This is a genomic window from Asaia sp. HumB (assembly GCF_030263835.1).
Taxonomy (GTDB): domain Bacteria; phylum Pseudomonadota; class Alphaproteobacteria; order Acetobacterales; family Acetobacteraceae; genus Asaia; species Asaia bogorensis.
The window spans coordinates 2,917,129-2,933,901 of the sequence record NZ_JARPML010000002.1 but is presented as its reverse complement, the minus strand read 5'-3'; the positions used below and the strand labels follow the sequence as shown (position 1 = coordinate 2,933,901).

General features: G+C 58.5%; 11 protein-coding genes. 10 read left to right on the top strand and 1 reads right to left on the bottom strand.

Features of this window, described 5'->3' with window-relative positions; translation table 11 throughout:
- The first annotated feature begins 281 nt into the window (after nucleotides 1–281).
- From P5689_RS14300 to P5689_RS14270, 7 genes are all read left to right on the top strand, one after another.
- Nucleotides 282–2,669: a TonB-dependent receptor gene (locus tag P5689_RS14300; RefSeq protein WP_408868581.1), complete on the top strand. Its 2,388-nt coding sequence runs from the start codon at nucleotides 282–284 to the stop codon at nucleotides 2,667–2,669.
- Entirely contained in the window at nucleotides 2,669–3,907 is a 1,239-nt protein-coding gene (locus tag P5689_RS14295) for a phosphotransferase (RefSeq protein WP_285533662.1), read from the top strand. Before P5689_RS14300 ends, P5689_RS14295 begins: the two co-directional genes overlap by 1 nt.
- Nucleotides 3,907–4,482 carry a nicotinamide riboside transporter PnuC gene (pnuC, locus tag P5689_RS14290; RefSeq protein ID WP_285533661.1) on the top strand — a complete coding sequence of 192 codons (576 nt, stop codon included), beginning with the start codon at nucleotides 3,907–3,909 and terminating at the stop codon, nucleotides 4,480–4,482. The genes P5689_RS14295 and pnuC overlap by 1 nt, the downstream gene beginning before the upstream one ends.
- A 194-nt stretch (nucleotides 4,483–4,676) precedes the next feature.
- Nucleotides 4,677–5,183: a GtrA family protein gene (locus tag P5689_RS14285; RefSeq protein WP_285533660.1), complete on the top strand. Its 507-nt coding sequence runs from the start codon at nucleotides 4,677–4,679 to the stop codon at nucleotides 5,181–5,183.
- Between the two features lie 90 nt (nucleotides 5,184–5,273).
- Complete coding sequence (gene alaS / locus P5689_RS14280) at nucleotides 5,274–7,925, top strand: alanine--tRNA ligase (RefSeq protein ID WP_285533659.1); 2,652 nt, start codon at nucleotides 5,274–5,276, stop codon at nucleotides 7,923–7,925.
- Between the two features lie 135 nt (nucleotides 7,926–8,060).
- Entirely contained in the window at nucleotides 8,061–8,735 is a 675-nt protein-coding gene (locus P5689_RS14275; protein ID WP_023977340.1) for a carbonic anhydrase, read from the top strand.
- Nucleotides 8,701–9,612 carry an endonuclease/exonuclease/phosphatase family protein gene (locus P5689_RS14270; protein ID WP_285533658.1) on the top strand — a complete coding sequence of 304 codons (912 nt, stop codon included), beginning with the start codon at nucleotides 8,701–8,703 and terminating at the stop codon, nucleotides 9,610–9,612. Before P5689_RS14275 ends, P5689_RS14270 begins: the two co-directional genes overlap by 35 nt.
- A gap of 5 nt (nucleotides 9,613–9,617) precedes the next feature.
- Here the strand turns inward: P5689_RS14270 and P5689_RS14265 are convergent, their stop codons facing one another.
- Nucleotides 9,618–11,012, bottom strand: coding sequence for a glycoside hydrolase family 32 protein (locus tag P5689_RS14265; protein WP_285533657.1), 1,395 nt, complete (start codon nucleotides 11,010–11,012; stop codon nucleotides 9,618–9,620).
- Between the two features lie 178 nt (nucleotides 11,013–11,190).
- Here P5689_RS14265 and P5689_RS14260 point away from each other — a divergent pair, with 178 nt between their 5' ends.
- The 3 genes from P5689_RS14260 (at nucleotide 11,191) to P5689_RS14250 (ending at nucleotide 16,695) form a co-directional block, all read left to right on the top strand.
- Nucleotides 11,191–12,369, top strand: a complete 1,179-nt coding sequence (locus P5689_RS14260; protein ID WP_285533656.1) for a hypothetical protein — start codon at nucleotides 11,191–11,193, stop codon at nucleotides 12,367–12,369.
- Between the two features lie 130 nt (nucleotides 12,370–12,499).
- Entirely contained in the window at nucleotides 12,500–14,659 is a 2,160-nt protein-coding gene (locus P5689_RS14255) for a hypothetical protein (protein ID WP_285533655.1), read from the top strand.
- Nucleotides 14,659–16,695, top strand: a complete 2,037-nt coding sequence (locus P5689_RS14250; RefSeq protein WP_285533654.1) for a discoidin domain-containing protein — start codon at nucleotides 14,659–14,661, stop codon at nucleotides 16,693–16,695. Before P5689_RS14255 ends, P5689_RS14250 begins: the two co-directional genes overlap by 1 nt.
- Nucleotides 16,696–16,773 lie beyond the last annotated feature (78 nt).

Here is a 16,773-nt window from a genome sequence, read left to right as displayed (position 1 = left end):
AATCCCCTCCCTGTTTACTGCGCTTTGCTAGCAGAACGACTCTGTTTCGCACAGATAGCAGAACTGACACCCGACTGCGCGAAACAGATTATATATCCGGTGCCGGGGCCGTCATCGTCCTCATGCCTCATCTGCCTCACCTGTTCGCCCGTGAAACCTGCGCCCTGCATCACGAAAACAATTGTTTCGAACCCGTCGATATGAGACCTGCTCTCATACGCAACACCTACCGTACGACCTATCACGACTGGACCCCGCCTTTGCCGCCTCGTTTGCTCAACATGCCCCCCGTGCTGCGGCGTATCGGCCTTTTATCCGGAGTCTCCGGCGTTGGACTTTGCGTGCTGGCCGGTTTTTCAGCGCAGGCTGCCGTAAAGCCCGAGCCCCACAACGCCGCACACGAACGCGCCAGATCCGGCAAGGCCGAGCAAATCACAGTCAAAGCCACCGAGCCTGAAAAGCGCGATGCCGAACGCGGCGGTGGTCTCATCCATCCGCAGCACGGCATCAAGGCAGTCAGTACGGTCGATAGCACCTTCATTGCCAGACAGGCCCCGATATCGAGCGCCTATCAGCTTGTCTCCATGTTGCCAGGGGCCAATGTGGCCTCGTCCGATGCGATGGGGCTTTCCCCCCAGACAACCATCTCGGTGCGCGGGCTGAACACGGACTCCATTGGTTATGTGCTCGAAGGCATGCCTCTCAATGATCTGGCCTTCTATTCCGGCTATCCGAGCCAGTTTGCCGATAGCGAGAATTATCGGCAGATCGCCCTTGCCCAGGGTGAGGCGGATCTGGGCAGTCCGGTGCTCAACGCCGCGGGCGGATTGATGAGCCTCGATTTTCGCGATCCGGCGCGCAAGGCCGGGGGGGCGATGTCGGCCTCCTATGGCTCGTACAACACCAACCGCGAATTCATCCGGCTGGATACGGGGATGATCGGGCACACAGGGCTGCGGGGCTTTGTTTCCTATTCCCATACCAGCGCCGAGAACTGGCGTGGCCCCGGCCATGACATGCGCCACCATATCGATTTCAAGCTTGTGCGTGACATCGGAGAGCGCTCCCACGCGGGACTTGTCGGCAGCTTCAACAGCACGATCACCAGTTATTACCCGCAGGTGTCGAAGGACCAGTTCAGGGAATATGGGGGCTCGTCGGGCAATGCGTTGGCATCGCGCTACGACCCGCAGGACCAGGAAGCTGGCCCCTATTATCAACGCCTGTGGCGTGCGCCCGAACGGACGCTCTACATGGGAGCGCCGGTCTCGCTTGCGCTCACCGATCACCTCACACTTAAGGCCACACCCTATGCGCAGGGCGCCTATGGCAATGTGCCGGGGGGATCGACCCTGCCTCTCAGCGGGCTCTATACCGGTACGCAGGCTCTTACGGACACGCTTACCCTCCCCAGCTCTGATGATGGTTCGGCCATCGTACGTGCCAATTATACCCAGCGCAGCTATCGCTCAGGATTCACATCGGAGCTTGCCTGGAAACAGGGATGGAACGAGCTTTATGCCGGCTACTGGTTCGATTACGGCGATGATCACGAGGTCCAGTCCTTCTCACCCGTGCGCGAGAACGGCGCTTCGGCCAACATCTGGGGCAGCGGTACCGGCAATTTCGTGCGGCTGAGCAACGCGCGCATCTATCTTGCAGGCGACACGCACACCATCAGCATGGCGAATGCGCTTTATGTGGGTGACAGGATGCATTTCCTGTCTGACCGCCTGCTTGTCGAGGCCGGGTTCAAGGAGGTTATGGTCAGCCGCATTGGTACCAATGCCGTCCCCGGACCGCAGTATCGTGTCGCGAGCAATAGCGCAGTGCCGCTCCCCCGTCTGGGTTTGCGCTTCCAGATCACGCCCCAGCATCAGATCTTCCTGAACGCCACGACCAACTTCCGCGCTCCGGCTTTCACGGCGCTGTATAATGTCTATGACACCAGCTCCGGCGACATCAGTACGACTGGCACGCATAACCTGCGCAACGAATACTCGATCTCTGAAGAAATCGGTTATCGCTATACGGGGCCACTCGTGACTGGGAGCATGACCTTCTTCAACTACAACTTCACGAACAGGCAGATCCAGACGCAGGTGCTGGTCAACAACACGCCCATTCAGTCCACCATGAATGCCGGTGGCCAAACATCGCGTGGTGTGGATATCGAGCTCGGCCTGAAACCCTGGCAACATTTTGCGCCATATCTCTCAGGCGAGTACCTCCATGCAACGATCGACAACGATATCGGGAGCGGCGGTGACCTGCTGCCCACCTCCGGCAAGACAGCCGTGCGCAGCCCGAAACTCCAAGCTTCAGCCGGACTGACCTATGATGACGGGCACGTCTTCGGTTTTGCAGCCGTTCAGTATACGGGGCGCCAATACGCAACGTTCATGAATGACGAACGCATAAGCGATCATACGACGGGCAATCTCACGGTCGGATATCGTTTCTCGGATCTCTCCCGACTGAAGGCACCGTCTCTGCGACTCAACTTCATCAACATCACCAATGAGCATTACCTGTCGGGGATTGCCGACCCCACACTCAATGCCCGCGATACGACAGGGCGGTATGGATCGACCATCGCAGGATCATCGCCGGATTATTATATCGGCGGCGGGTTCTCGGCCCTGGCCACTGCGACCGCCGGGTTCTGATGACAGAGCCGGGCGCGTCAGAACAGATCGGGCAATTCGGCCTCTGGGGCAAGGAGGCACAGCGCGACTGGCCGCTCATCACCAAGGATGAGGCAAAGCACGTCCTCGCAGCTTTCGGACTTGAAAGCAAAGCGCCGATCTCGTGGCATAGCGCACGGCCCTTTTCTGCGGTCGCGCGTGTCAGCAATCCGGGCGGTCAGGTATGGTTCCTCAAGCGCCACCATCATCAACTTCGTGACAGGGGCGCGCTGGCAGAAGAGCACCGTCTGATCTCTCACCTCTCAGAAAATGGCTTGCCGGTCGCCTGCCCCCGCGAATGCACGAGCGAAAGCGCAGGATCAGGCAGCACAATCCTTGTGAGCGGCGCATGGTGCTATGAATGTTTCCCCGCCCTCGCCGGGTTGGACCTCTACCGTGACACCATGTCATGGGAGCCCTATCGCAGCCCTGACGAGGCCTTTGAGGCAGGAAGCGCCCTCGCCCGGTTTCATCGAGCCGGACGCAGTTTCAAGGCCCCGTCGCGTTCGACACGCCCGCTGGTTTCCGCCCTCACCCCTTTTCTCGGAGAGGCTGATCCCGAGATAGCCTTTCGCGGCTGGGTTAAGGCTCAACCTGCGCTGAGCGAAGCGCTCGACCGGCAAGGCGGGTTGTCCCCGCTGATCGCAGCACTAACGCCCGCCATCACGCAGGCCCGACCGTTTCTCAAAACGCCGGCCCTGCATTGGGGGCATGGCGATTGGCACGGGTCCAACCTCATCTGGGACTGCAAGGAAGCAGGGCAAAGCCTGCCTGACCGCACGATCGTCAGGGCACCGTTCGATTTCGGGATGGCCGATCTTACGACCCGCGCTTTCGATATTGCCGTAGCCCTCGAACGCAGCATGGTTGACTGGATGAACCCGCACGCCGTGTCGCCAACCAGTAAACGCGACTTCGTGCACACGGATCAGTCGGTGGACTACGCCACAAGACCCGATCACACGGCCGCTTTCCTCGCCGGATACGATCAGGAAGAGGCGCTGGGCCCGCATGATCGGGAAGAAATTGCCGCCATGCTGCCTCTTGCCCATGTGGCCTTCGCCTGTTCGGAGGTCTGGTATTACGACACGCTGCTGCGCGCTCCTGACACTACCGAAGTGACGTGGGAGACCTATCTGATTGGTCATCTCGACTGGTTTGATTCACCACCCGGTCGCAATCTTTGCCAGCTTGTGGCAACCCCTCCGGCAAGAGCCTGATGTCCCCTCTCGAAGCCATTGCAGCGCTGTTCACCGTGGCGGGGATCTGGCTAACTGGCCAGCGCAAGGTGTCAGGGTGGCCAGTCTCCCTGATAGCGGCTCTGCTCTATCTGGCGGTCTTTGCTCAGGCACGACTTTGGGCAGATTCGGCCTTGCAGCTTGCATTTTGCGCGTTCCTGCTTCGCGGCTGGTACGCATGGTCTTACGCCCCCCGCGAACAGACTGGCGTGCGTGTGGAAACACACCGTCATACGGCGTTGGCACGAGATATTCTTGTCGGCCTGATCGCCGGTGCGGCACTGGGCTATGGTCTGGCTCACTGGACGGACGACCCGGCCCCATTCACTGACGCCGCGCTGAGCGCGTTGAGCCTCGTCGCGCAGATCTGGACCGCCCGGCGAATCATGCTGTGCTGGCCACTCTGGGTTGCCATCGATACCGCCTACGTGGCGCTGTTCCTCACACGCAGCCTGTGGGTCAGTGCCGGTCTTTACGCCATACTGGTCGGGCTGGCTGCCAATGCCTGGTATCACTGGCGATCCACGGCCAGAGGGGTCGGACTGGATAGAACATGACGCGTGTCTGCATTGCTCTTCCCCTCCTGCCTCCTTGTCTCCAAGCCACCACGCACCGGGAAAACCGGGGCCCGGCTGATAGCGGGCCTGAACACGTCAAAAACCCAAGCTGCCTCCCCGACTTCGCTTGCATCCGGCCCCCAATGGCCCTACCAGCTTGACCCCGATTTCATGATGCGAAAGGCCCCAGCGACGTGCTCAAGAAACGGATCTTCTATCCGCGTGCGCCCCGACAGCTGATAACGCAGTTCCTGCGCTTTGGCGTTATCGGCGCTCTTGGTCTGGTCTGGGACATTCTGATCGTCTATCTGCTTCGCCCCGAACTCGGCCTGACGGCAGCTACATTACTGTCCTATTTTCTGGTGGCCAGCCTGAACTGGTTGCTCAACCAGCTCTGGACATTTCGCAGCGTCGCCCATCGCGACCATCCCATACTGCAATGGCTGCGTTTTCTGGCCGCCAACAGCTTTGGGTTCCTGCTCAATCGCGGGACGGTCTACACTCTGTGCTTCACCATTCCATTCTGTTCACAGCATGTTGCCCTGCCTCTGGCGGCGGGGTCTCTCATGGGGCTGATGGCCAATTTCAATCTGTCACGCAAGCTTGTCTTCCGGGCCAAGGTTCCTGAAACGCCCATGGAGCTGGCGCAGATGGCAGTCGATCTGAATGTGGACCCTGCCGATCACGATCTGGAATCCTGAGCCGACGCGCGCAAAACATTTCCTTTGCGGTCTCTTTGCTCTAGTGGAGATGCCATCTTCACGCCGCAATCGGGATTTTCTGCTCGCGCCATGACCACACCGATCCATAACACCACCACAAATGAGCTGCGCAGCGCGTTTCTGAAGTATTTCGGAGACAAGGGCCACAAGATCGTTCCCTCGGCCTCGCTGGTGCCGCAGAACGATCCCACGCTGCTCTTCACCAATGCTGGCATGGTGCCGTTCAAGAACGTGTTCACCGGGCAGGAAACACGCCCCTATACGCGTGCAACGACGGCGCAGAAGGTCGTGCGCGCAGGCGGCAAGCATAACGATCTGGACAATGTGGGCTACACGGCTCGCCATCTGACCTTTTTCGAAATGCTCGGCAATTTCTCCTTTGGTGACTATTTCAAGGCCGAAGCGATCGAGTTTGCCTGGAACCTCCTGACCAAGGGCTATGGTCTGCCGAAGGAAAAGCTGCTCGCCACGGTCTATGCCGAGGATGAAGAAGCGGCTGGCCTGTGGCGCAGGATCGCGGGCCTTCCTGAAGAGAAGATCATCCGTATCCCGACGGCTGATAATTTCTGGCGTATGGGCGATACGGGTCCCTGCGGTCCGTGCTCGGAAATCTTCTTCGATCATGGCCCCGATATCTGGGGCGGCCCTCCGGGCTCGCCCGAGGAAGACGGCGACCGGTTTGTCGAGATCTGGAATCTCGTTTTCATGCAGTATCTCGAAGGGCCTCCGGGCACGCGCGCACCGCTGCCCCGCCCTTCGATCGATACCGGCATGGGCCTCGAGCGCTTTGCAGCCGTGATGCAGGGCAAGCGCGACGTCTACGACACCGATGTGCTGCGCAGCCTGGTCGAAGCCACGGCAAACGCGCTCAGCACCGATCCTGATGGATCACTGCGCGCCAGCCATCGTGTCGTGGCCGACCATCTGCGCTCGACGGCCTTCCTGATTGCAGATGGGGTGATGCCCTCCAAGGATGGTCGTGGCTACGTGCTGCGCCGCATCATGCGTCGCGCCATGCGTCATCTCCAGCGTCTGGGCGCGACCGAGCCGGTTTTCTATCGCCTGCTTCCTGCCCTGATCCGGCAGATGGGAGCGGCCTATCCCGAACTCGTTCAGCACCAATCCCTGATTGCTGAAACAATGAAGGGCGAGGAAGAGCGCTTCACCGCCCTGCTGGAACGCGGCATGTCGCTGCTTGAGGACGAAACCGCCCGTGTGGCCGAGGGCGGCGCTCTCCCCGGTGACGTGGCCTTCAAGCTTTACGACACATTCGGCTTCCCGCTCGACCTTACGCAGGATGCGCTGCGCGAACAGGGTCGCACTGTCGATGTGGCTGGTTTCGAGGCCGCCATGGCAGAGCAGCGCGCCCGTGCACGTGCGGCTTGGGTGGGCTCGGGCGATGCCGCTGCGGAAACCATCTGGTTCGATGCCCGCGAGCGCTTTGGCGCGTCGGAATTCCTCGGCTACTCGTCGGAAAAAGCCGATGCCGAGGTCGTACTGGTTGCCAAGGCCGGAATCGAAAGCGAAAGCGCCTCGGCCGGTGATGAGATCGCCATCCTGCTGAACCAGACCCCCTTCTACGGAGAAAGTGGCGGCCAGGTAGGCGATCACGGCGTGCTGGTTGGCGAGAACCTGCGCATCGAGATAACCGACACCCAGAAGCGCAATGGCGATCTGCTCGTGCATTATGGCCGTGTGATCGAGGGCGTTGTGCGCCCGGGGACATCGGTCACAGCAGAGATCGATCATACGCGCCGACAGGCTGTGCGTGGTCATCACTCCGCCACCCACCTGCTTCACGAGGCGCTGCGTCGCCAGCTTGGCGACCATGTGGCCCAGAAAGGCAGTCTGAACGCGCCGGAGCGCCTGCGCTTTGACGTCTCGCAGCCTCGCCCCATCACGGCGGAAGAGTTGGCACTTGTCGAGCGTGAGGTGAATGCTCGTATTCGTGAAAACAGTGCTGTCGAAACGCGCATCATGACCCCCGAAACCGCGGTCGCTGAAGGCGCCATGGCATTATTCGGCGAGAAATACGGTGATGAGGTCCGCGTGGTCTCGATGGGGCGGGGCGATGAGACGCGCGGAGCCTATTCCATCGAGCTTTGTGGTGGCACCCATGTCGGACGCACGGGCGAAATCGGGCCGTTCCGCATCGTTTCGGAAAGCGGTGTTTCGGCTGGTGTGCGTCGCATCGAGGCCGTTTGCGGTGTTGCCGCAGATCGTCTGGCCATCGAGGCTGATGAGCGTCTGCGCCGTATGGCCGATCTTCTTAAGGCCACAATTGCCGAGGCTCCGGATCGCCTCGCCGCGCTGGTCGAGGAGCGTCGGACCCTGGAACGTCAGGTTTCGGAGCTTCAAAAGCGTCTGGCAACGGGTCAGGCCGATTCGGCCAGCGAGTCCATCAATGGCGTGACCTTCGTGCCGCGTGATCTGGGTGACGTGGCGCCACGTGAGCTCAAGAACATGGCCGAGGCCATCACCAAGCAGATCGGGAGCGGTGTTGTCGCCCTGATCTCGACGGCTGAGGGTAAAGGCAGTGTTGTCGTCGCCGTCACGAAAGACCTGAATGATCGTTTCAATGCGGTCGATCTGGTCCGTCTGGCGTCAGCCGAGATGGGTGGCAAGGGCGGCGGCGGTCGACCGGATATGGCGCAGGCTGGTGGTCCGCAGCCCAACAGCGACGCCGTGTTCGATTCACTCAGAAAAACGCTTTCAGCCTGAGCGTTCATGACAAAGGGTGAACCATGCCGTTCTGGCATGGACACCTAATCAAAACCACGGCATCCGAGTCATCTGAGTTCCAGGTGTGGCGCAAAACTCACAGCAAGCCACACCCCTTTTTCAGATGAGGTCACGATGAAAAGTGAAATCGAAAACAGCCTGGTTGCCCTTCTCAAGGGCGTACAGCATTTCGACGACGAGGTTTATGAAGAGCATCGCGAGCTCTTTGAAAGCCTTGCCGATGGCCAGTCGCCTTCCACCCTGTTCATCACCTGCTCCGATAGCCGCATCAATCCGAGCATGATCACCCAGACATCGCCGGGCGATCTCTTCATTGTGCGCAATGTCGGCAATATCGTTCCTCCGCATGGCGAAATGCTCGGTGCGGTCTCGTCGGCCATCGAGTACGCCGTGCTCGTCCTCAAGGTGAAGCACATCGTTGTGTGCGGTCACTCCAATTGCGGTGCGATGGGCGCCCTGTGCGACCTGAACAACCCGAAATTCGATGCCATGCCCACGGTGCAGCGCTGGCTGCGTAACGCCGAGGCGGCCCGCGCCGCGCTTGGCCCCCTCAAGGCCGAAGACGCCGGCCCCGAGACGGTCAAGGAACTGGCACAGCAGAACGTTCTGCTTCAGCTTGCCCATCTGCGTACCCACCCGGCTGTGGTGGGTGCCCTCGCCGCCGGCGAGATCGCGCTGCAGGGCTGGTTCTATGATATCGGGTCGGGGCAGGTTGTCGTGATCGACGAGCAGACCCGTCAGGAGCGGACCGTCCGTGACGTTCTGGGCGATCTTGGCGTCAAGGTCTGATTACGCCCGACTTTGCTTTCTGGCTGTCTGGACCTTTATCCAGACAGCCAGTGCGGCGCCCGGTACACCAGTCAAGCTCACCACCTGGAATCTTGACTGGCTAACCCTTCTTCCAGCGTCGAGCCCACTTCTGCCAGACGACGCCCCCCAACGTACGGCGCAAGACTGGCAAGCCCTGCGCGATTATGCCAGCCATCTGGACACCGATATTCTTGCCGTGCAGGAAGTCAGTGACGAAGCCGCACTTCGACGACTTTTCCCTTCCCCCGGCTATACGATCGCACTGACACATGCGCCGATTGCCCAGAACCTCGGCCTTGTCCTGCGTGCGCCATGGAAAGTCGTCGTTACCACCGAACTGCGCGACTTCGACCGCTCCTCAATCCACGGTGGCCACGCCCTGCGCCCCGGTCTCGACGCACGTATTTCTGATGGGCGCACGAGCCTGCGACTGTTGATCGTTCATTTGAAATCGGGGTGTTGGGACCGTCTATGGACGGAGGCCGCCCATGCCTGCCCGATCCTGCGCGAACAGGTGGGGTTGATCGCCAACTGGGTGGAAGAACGTGAAGACGAGGGCGAACCCTATATCGTCCTCGGTGACTTCAATCGGCGTCTGACCCCTACCGACCCGTATTATCGACAGATGGTCTCCCCTCATGACCCGCTTCTTGTCACGGCAAGAATGGCAAGCCCTTGTGAGGGGGGGACCTACTTTATCGATCACATCATATTGGGCGGGGCCGCCCGCTCATGGCTACTCCCCGGCAGTCTGCGCGTCATGACCTTTCGCGATACGCTCCCCCTTACCCTCTCCGACCATTGTCCGGTTTCGGCCAGACTGACCTTGCCGAACACGCCTCCACCGGAAAAGTAACAGGGTTACTCAGCAAAACGGAATATGGCCGGGAGGAGCGCATTGATTTCGCAGGCGGCATCCGCGAAACATCCGGTACCTGAAAGCGTGAATGGTCGACTCGGATTGCCATATGCCCTGGCGTTCAGCACAGTGCCAGTCGAGGTATAGATCTCGATCACACTGCCATCGACGTAAATATCCAGCCCTGCATGAGACGACTTCTCGAGAGGCGCACGATCCTCGTTGCAGGAAAGTTCGCCCGGCGCAGCTACCGGATCGTAATCGAGATGCAGATAGCGATCCGTGTGGGCAAACACGATGCTCCCACTGCTCAGGGCAGGAAACTGGACCCGTATCCTGACTTGAGGTCCATCGACGCTCACTGCCCGGGCCAGCGAACCGTTGAACATTTCTTCGCCAATCAGGGTCTCCATTGACGGGTGGATTCTCGAAAAGACCCTGCCCTGCTTGTCTGTAGTCAACACACGGGGGTAGGACATGACGCCACTCCAGCCGCGTGCCGCTGCTTCGCCAGCCTGCCAGGGCTTTTCAGGCAACCATCCGAACACTGTGCGACGACCATGCGCATCGCTGAAACTGCGCGCGGCGTAAAACCCGCCATAGCCGAGCACATCCTGTCTGGCTGGCGTGAAATGCCCGTGCTCATACTGCCCCGTAACAACGTGCACGACTGAATTGATAGAAAAAATGAGGGCGTGGCACGAACCGAGGTCGAAGAAATCCGGGCATTCCAGCACATCATCGCCACCGTGCAGGTCAGAAGGCCCATAGAAAATGCGGATGAACGTCCATTTTGCCAGGTCCACGCTCTCATAACGGAAAACAACCCCGCCCACACCTTCGATCTTGCTGCCGACCAGCATGACCCAGGTCTGCCCCTCACGCCAAAGCTTGGGATCGCGAAAGCCGCCGATATTGAGATGATCCGGCCCACTGGCCAGAAGAGGTTCGCGATGCTGACGCCAATGGGTCATCGCACGATCTGAAACAGCCATACACTGGATCTGAGGAGGCGTACGGTTGAAACGAAAGCCGGTGTAGATCGCGACAGCGCGATCCCCATCAAGCACAACATCGCCTGTAAACACGCCATCACGGTCAGGCCCGTCACGCTGGGGAGAGAGCGCGACGGGCTGATAGGTCCAGTTGACCAGATCAGGGCTTGTGGCGTGGCCCCAGTGCATATTGTCCCAGATGGCCGCCTCCGGGTTCCACTGGTAGAACAGATGATACACACCATCGGCAAAGATCGGGCCGCAGGGATCGTTCATCCAGCCTCTCTGCGCGGTGAAGTGGCTGATCGGACGGAAGGGATCGGTGGCGATCATGTGGTCAGGCGGAAAACGCTGGGCAGCGAAAGCCCGGCCGAGCCCACCGCCAGCGATCAGAAGCGCCATACCCCCCATAAAGGAGCGGCGACCTGGTCCTGCGACATCACAATTGGGGATAGAGCTGGCAGTAACGACGTGTCCCGAAGGCACGATTTCTTTTCCATTGTCGCTCAACCTGCTATTCCCTGATAAACTCTATGTTGATCACTGACTAATATTTGCACAAACACCGGACCAAAATGCGATGACCAGCCTCCATGCGCAAGAAAACACGCCTCGCAAGCTTAGCAGCTCGCTGACACGCGCCTTGGCTGCGAGCCTTTTTATTGCTTACTCCGCACTTATCGGCATGGCGCAAGCAACGCCGTCTACCGTACCCAACGCGGCTGAACTCCACCGGCTCCCGATCAAGGCAGAACTCACAAAAAAAACAACGTCGTTTCAGATCAAGAACCTTTATGCGTTCAGGCTACCCGATAATCTTCCACCGAACGTTAACTTCAGGGGGTTGGTTGGCACGATCTCGACAACCAGCGCCGCAAATCCTGCCTTGCATGGTGCCGTCAACTCGGAAACCCTGTTCGGCCTCGCCTATACCACCCAGGGCAATTGCCCTGTGTCGGGTCAGACGATCGGAAGCTATGCCGAAATCTATGCTCGGTTCCCGAGCCAGGGTCTTGCAGGGCTGATTCTCAAACAGGCGCATCCGGGTACAGAGACTTTCCCTGTCGCCCTGCTTCTGCCAGAGAGGCTACCCATGCATATCAGGCCCGGAGGCTGTATCTTCCTCAGTTTCGACGGCACCGACTTTGCCAATCTGCCCTATACGATGCGCACTGACCTGCAACTCCTCTATGATACGGGCGCACCACGCTGGACGCAGCAAACCTATAGCGGTCTCGACTCAGAATTTATCGTGACCCCCAGCACCGCGCGTGGCCCGGTGCTCAATGCCTATGCAGTACTCCCCGTCTCCAGGCAGGGACCGATCCATCCAGGCAAGGTGATCAGCCTCTACGGGAACGTCTCCGCCACTGCCCCTGCAGAATTCTCTAAAATTCCGGCGGGTCAAGGCACCTGGAGCGTGCGCGATATTGTCGTTATCTACAAGCATCATAGTTGCCAGCGTGCCTTCCCCGGTCATTCACCCAACAAGTTCATGTGGAATGATCGCAGCGGTAACGGTCATGCCCCCAACCCCAGCATGGCACTCGGCCCCGATGCTGTTAAGCTGCTCGAGGTGGTCCTGACGGGTAATGGCCTTGACTCAGTCATGAAGCAGGCCAATGCCATCGACACAGTTCCCGCCGAGGTCGAAGAAGGCGACTGCGTGGCCATTGCGATATTACCGAATGCCGTCAATCCCGCCATCAACGGTGCCGTCAACGTCGAAACCCAGATCAAGGTTGTCTCGACACCCTGACGTAGGGATACGCTGACTTTCTTCTACTGATCTCCCGAGACGAGACGCATTCATCACCCTGTTATGGGAAGCTCCCCTGCCTTTTACGTTAGTATAAGACGCCTCAAAATTCGCCTCTCTGCTGGAGACGTTGCAGTACGCATCGCTTTTGCAATACTATGAAAATTCTCCACTATTATTTAAGATTAATTCCACAGCATTTGCGCTGCGCGAACTTGCGCATACGATCGCCTCGGTGCTTAAAGCGCAAGAGAGACTGGAATTTTCTTTCTACCTGCAAAAGTGGTTCGGCATTTTTGCATTTCACAACATTCTGGGGAGCAGCTTCGTGGACGATGTTAATGGCAAGGCCGTAATCAGCTCGAGCTCATTCACACGTCGAGCCGCGGAGAGTGATTTCAGATGCGAACGCCAATGGTTCCCCTGGTGGCAAATCTCCCTCCCGGGAGTCATGTCTATCGAAGGCTTCTCTATTGAGGGGTGGCAGTGTGATGAACGCCACCCTCCACTATTCACAATTCTGCTTTCGGATGATGGCGAGCACTGGCTGCCCATCTGGACCCAACCCCTGCACGAGCCAGTAACCACCAAATTATTCAGCGCGCATTTTTCACGCGTGTACTCTGCGCGCCATATCAGAATACGTATGGACGGTTTCAGCGAATTCGGCTTCGATCGGGTTCAATTCATGACCTCTCCAGCCGCGCCCCCTGTACAAAGCGTCCACGACATACTGTCGATGTGCCAGAATCAAGCGAACGATAGCCGCGTGGTGTTCTCAACGCTTTTCAATGAAAGCGATGCCTTCCTCAAGCAGTATATCGACAATTTTCTGGCCTACACAGCCGAGAATGTCTGCCTCGCTCTTAATTTCCCTTCCGATCGCCAAATTCCGTCCGACCTCACGCGCATAAGTCCGCGGGTCCATATTTTCAATGGTCAGGTCAAGCGCGAAAAATGGGGACATACGCTGCTGGTTGGTCATATTGAGTCGTTTGAAGCCGCGCGTGCTGTCTTTCCAGACTTTCGCTATTTCGCAACCATGGCCTCTAATGGCCTGATGGTACGTCCTTTTGATCTGACTGCCGCGATATTGCAGCTTCCCCTTGCTGCGCGCGTGCCCGTCGCTTGCGAACGCGCCTACGAACTGGATCAGGAAGTTGATCCGATCGAGCCAACCTATCATGGCACTTGGATGTGGCATCATCTGAGAAACAGTGAGGGTTTCGGCAACTATCTGAAAACAGCAATGCACCTTGATCGCGTTTCTGTGACTCAGATCGAAGGTCTGTTTGCGCGCCGAGAAGACTGGGATCTAGTGCAGGAGAGGAGAGCCGCGATAACCGGTCTGGAAAAATTCTTCTCCTTCGAAAATTTCATGGCTATCGAGGAATTACTGCCTACCTCGGTATTCAACAGCGTCGGAAGCGGGGAATATACGCATATCTGTCGCGTGCTATGGTCAGGAACACGTCAGGCGACGGTAGACGACTTGCTAGAGATGGTCCCTCACCTCCCCGATCACCTATGCTCCGTTAAATGGTTCGATCGCTCCCCGGTGGCACAATCCACCTTGGCGGTGACGACAGACTGGGGACGCGCCCTTCTCACCAAAGCGCAAAACCAGGAGATGACGCTCAACAAGTTTCAGGAAACCACCCTGGCGTCCAAGCTGGTCGATCGCATGCACCAGGCAGAGCGTTTCGGCCCTTTGACGGATCGCTGGTGGAAGAAGGAACAGCAGGGACAATGCGGCTTCCGCTGGTCCATGCGCGAGGTTTCCTGCGAACGGCAAAGGATCGACCTGGATGTCCCGGCATTCCGGGGCAATGCAGCATCGCCCGCATACCTCTACATGGAGGCAACCGGTCAGCGCGTTTCATGCGCAATTTCAATCTATGAAACCGATCAGGGTGAGACAGCACTGCGGTTGTCCTGCAGCGCAATTTCTGAAGACGGCGGTCCGGTATCCGGGGTGCATCTTCAAGGCTACCTTTATCTCTCAGGCCTGCAAGGGAGCACAGTGTTCCGCATGACAATGCGCAAGGACCGCTGCGTGCCACCAGACATACTCTCACGGACCGTGTTCTTCGATGAATACGGCTACACCGTGGATTATGCTGACAGACTGGAGCGCGATCACGACATGGAGCGCCACTATTTCGTCCGTGAAGCACGACGGTCTGACGGACAGGTATGGATTGGGCTGCCAGTGTTCTGCAATGCAATCGCCGAAGTAACCCTGGCAGTCGGCCCTGATTTCAAAAGCAGCCGTAACGATCTGGTCTGATGAGTATTCCGATGCCCGCACTGATTGATCTTGCTCTTGGCCGGCCCGCAACCCAGAGCTCCAAGCACCCTGATATCGTGCTCCCGCTCAGTCAGGTCGCCGGTGAGGCGGTCCAGCCTGCTCATTCCGACAGCAGTTTTCACACGGCCTCCGAATGGTTCCCTTGGTGGCAGGTTGATCTCGAGAGCGTATGCCGTATCGAGAAGGTCATACTTTCCAATACCGATTACTGGCCGATAAGAAGCAAGATGTTCACCATTCTTGTTTCCATCGATGGTGAGGCGTGGCTTGAGGTCTATTCCCGAACCGACCACACACTTTTTGGCGGAGATGAAAACTCCGCCTGCGAAGTTTCCCTCACCACCCCTGCAATAGCCCGGTTTGTCCGGATACGACTGGACAACTGGAACCCCCTCCACCTCAAGCGTGTGCAGGTTTTGGGCCGTACTCTCGACGCCAGTCTGCTTCATGCACCCAAACGCGGAGTGTTCCAAGAAGCAGCTGGGCCAACCGTATTTGCCACCAATTTCAACGAGGAAGATGGATTCCTCGAGACCTATATCGAGAATTTCCTGCATTTTACAGATGAGGATTGCCACCTCATTGTGAATTTCCCTGCCTCACGCGAGATCCCAGATACAGCATTGACCGGCCATCCCCGCGTCCATGTCTTCAACGGTAGGGTCTCCCGGAGCAAATGGGGGGGGACACTGTTGCTCGGCCATATTGAGTCGTACGGAGAAGCTCTTCGCGTTGTTCCGAAGTTCGCCTATTTCTGCACGTGCGCCTCGAATGGCCTGTTTGTACGTCCGTTCAACGCCTCCGACGCAATCAGGCAGACCTTCGCAGGCAATGTAGCCCCAGTTGGTATGACGAGGCATTTTCTGATCGACGTACCGCTGGACGATATTCCGCCCGGGGAGGCCTGGGTGTGGGATAGTATGCGAGCGTCAGAGAACCTCAGGCGCTATCTGGTCGATGAAGCCGATATTCCCCTCATGTCGCTCAACCAGATCGAAGGACTGTTTGCGACGCGCGAAGAGTGGAACACGCTTTACAAACGCCTGCCTGTGCTTGAAGCCTGTGCGGCGTGTTTTCCAGATCCGGTGCAGAGCACGCCGGCGCTCGAGGAATTTCTTCCGGTCACCTTCTTCCGCCGCTTCGGCGACGGGCGCTTTACAAATATCTGCCATATGCTGTGGGATCCCATCCGGGAGCTGACATTCCCGGACCTGGTAGCTTTTTCAGAAAAACTGCCCGCACATATGTGCCAGGTCAAATGGTTCAGTCGCGACGCTGACTCGATGCCGACGGCAGCGATCTCCAGAGACTGGTCCCGCGCTCTGCTCGCGGCTCTGAGCAGCGAACCAACGCCCTCTGCCTCGCATGAGTGGTTCCGTAACAGAGCCCTCGCGTGTCATTTCAACGAAGCCATGAAGATCCAGGAGTATTACACTCCACTGACCCGCGCATGGAGAACCGATGCGCGCTGGGGCCGTGTGCAATGGCTGATAGCGACCACGCTTCATACTGGCGACACTCAGGACATACCGGGCATCCCGGAAGCAAGCGCTGGTTCAGGCGAAAAAAAACAGCGATCTGCGGCGTGGCTTAAGGGAACCCCGCAGCTGCATCGGGACATGGAGGTGGAGGCCATCCTCGCTGAGGACGGGCACGCCACAACGCTTACACTCAATGCAGCACCTGTTGGGCGAAGACCCGGACAGCACGAATGGAGCGAAAGCAAAGCCCACCTGTTCCTTTCGCCCCTCCAAAGTGACAAGGCTCAGGTATTCAGGGTTTCTCTCACCCGGCCATTTAAAGAAGCTACAGCCCAACTCCTGATGAGTACACAACGCTCAGACGGGGTTACTGAGAGCGCATGGCCACCAGTCCTTCAGGAGGATGAAGGGGATCGACGCCATTTCTACTTCCTCCGCCCGCACCACCATCTTGGGGGAATCTGGATCGGTATTCCGATGTTTGAAAACACATCCATCCAGCTGGAGCTCAGTTTCGGTATCGTTCCGGTCTGAAAATGGCTCGTTTCCCCCGTCGTCAGACCACCGGGAAAACGCGCGACAGGTCGGGCCGGGTTGGCGGGGGTACCCTCA

Excerpts from the sequence above, each read along its gene's own strand:
- pnuC (WP_285533661.1), top strand. The coding sequence starts at position 3,907 with ATGTCCCCTCTCGAAGCCATTGCAGCGCTGTTCACCGTGGCGGGGATC.
- P5689_RS14265 (WP_285533657.1), bottom strand. The coding sequence starts at position 11,012 with ATGGCGCTTCTGATCGCTGGCGGTGGGCTCGGCCGGGCTTTCGCTGCC.
- P5689_RS14295 (WP_285533662.1), top strand. The coding sequence starts at position 2,669 with ATGACAGAGCCGGGCGCGTCAGAACAGATCGGGCAATTCGGCCTCTGG.
- P5689_RS14260 (WP_285533656.1), top strand. The coding sequence starts at position 11,191 with ATGACCAGCCTCCATGCGCAAGAAAACACGCCTCGCAAGCTTAGCAGC.
- P5689_RS14275 (WP_023977340.1), top strand. The coding sequence starts at position 8,061 with ATGAAAAGTGAAATCGAAAACAGCCTGGTTGCCCTTCTCAAGGGCGTA.
- P5689_RS14250 (WP_285533654.1), top strand. The coding sequence starts at position 14,659 with ATGAGTATTCCGATGCCCGCACTGATTGATCTTGCTCTTGGCCGGCCC.
- alaS (WP_285533659.1), top strand. The coding sequence starts at position 5,274 with ATGACCACACCGATCCATAACACCACCACAAATGAGCTGCGCAGCGCG.
- P5689_RS14300 (WP_408868581.1), top strand. The coding sequence starts at position 282 with ATGCCCCCCGTGCTGCGGCGTATCGGCCTTTTATCCGGAGTCTCCGGC.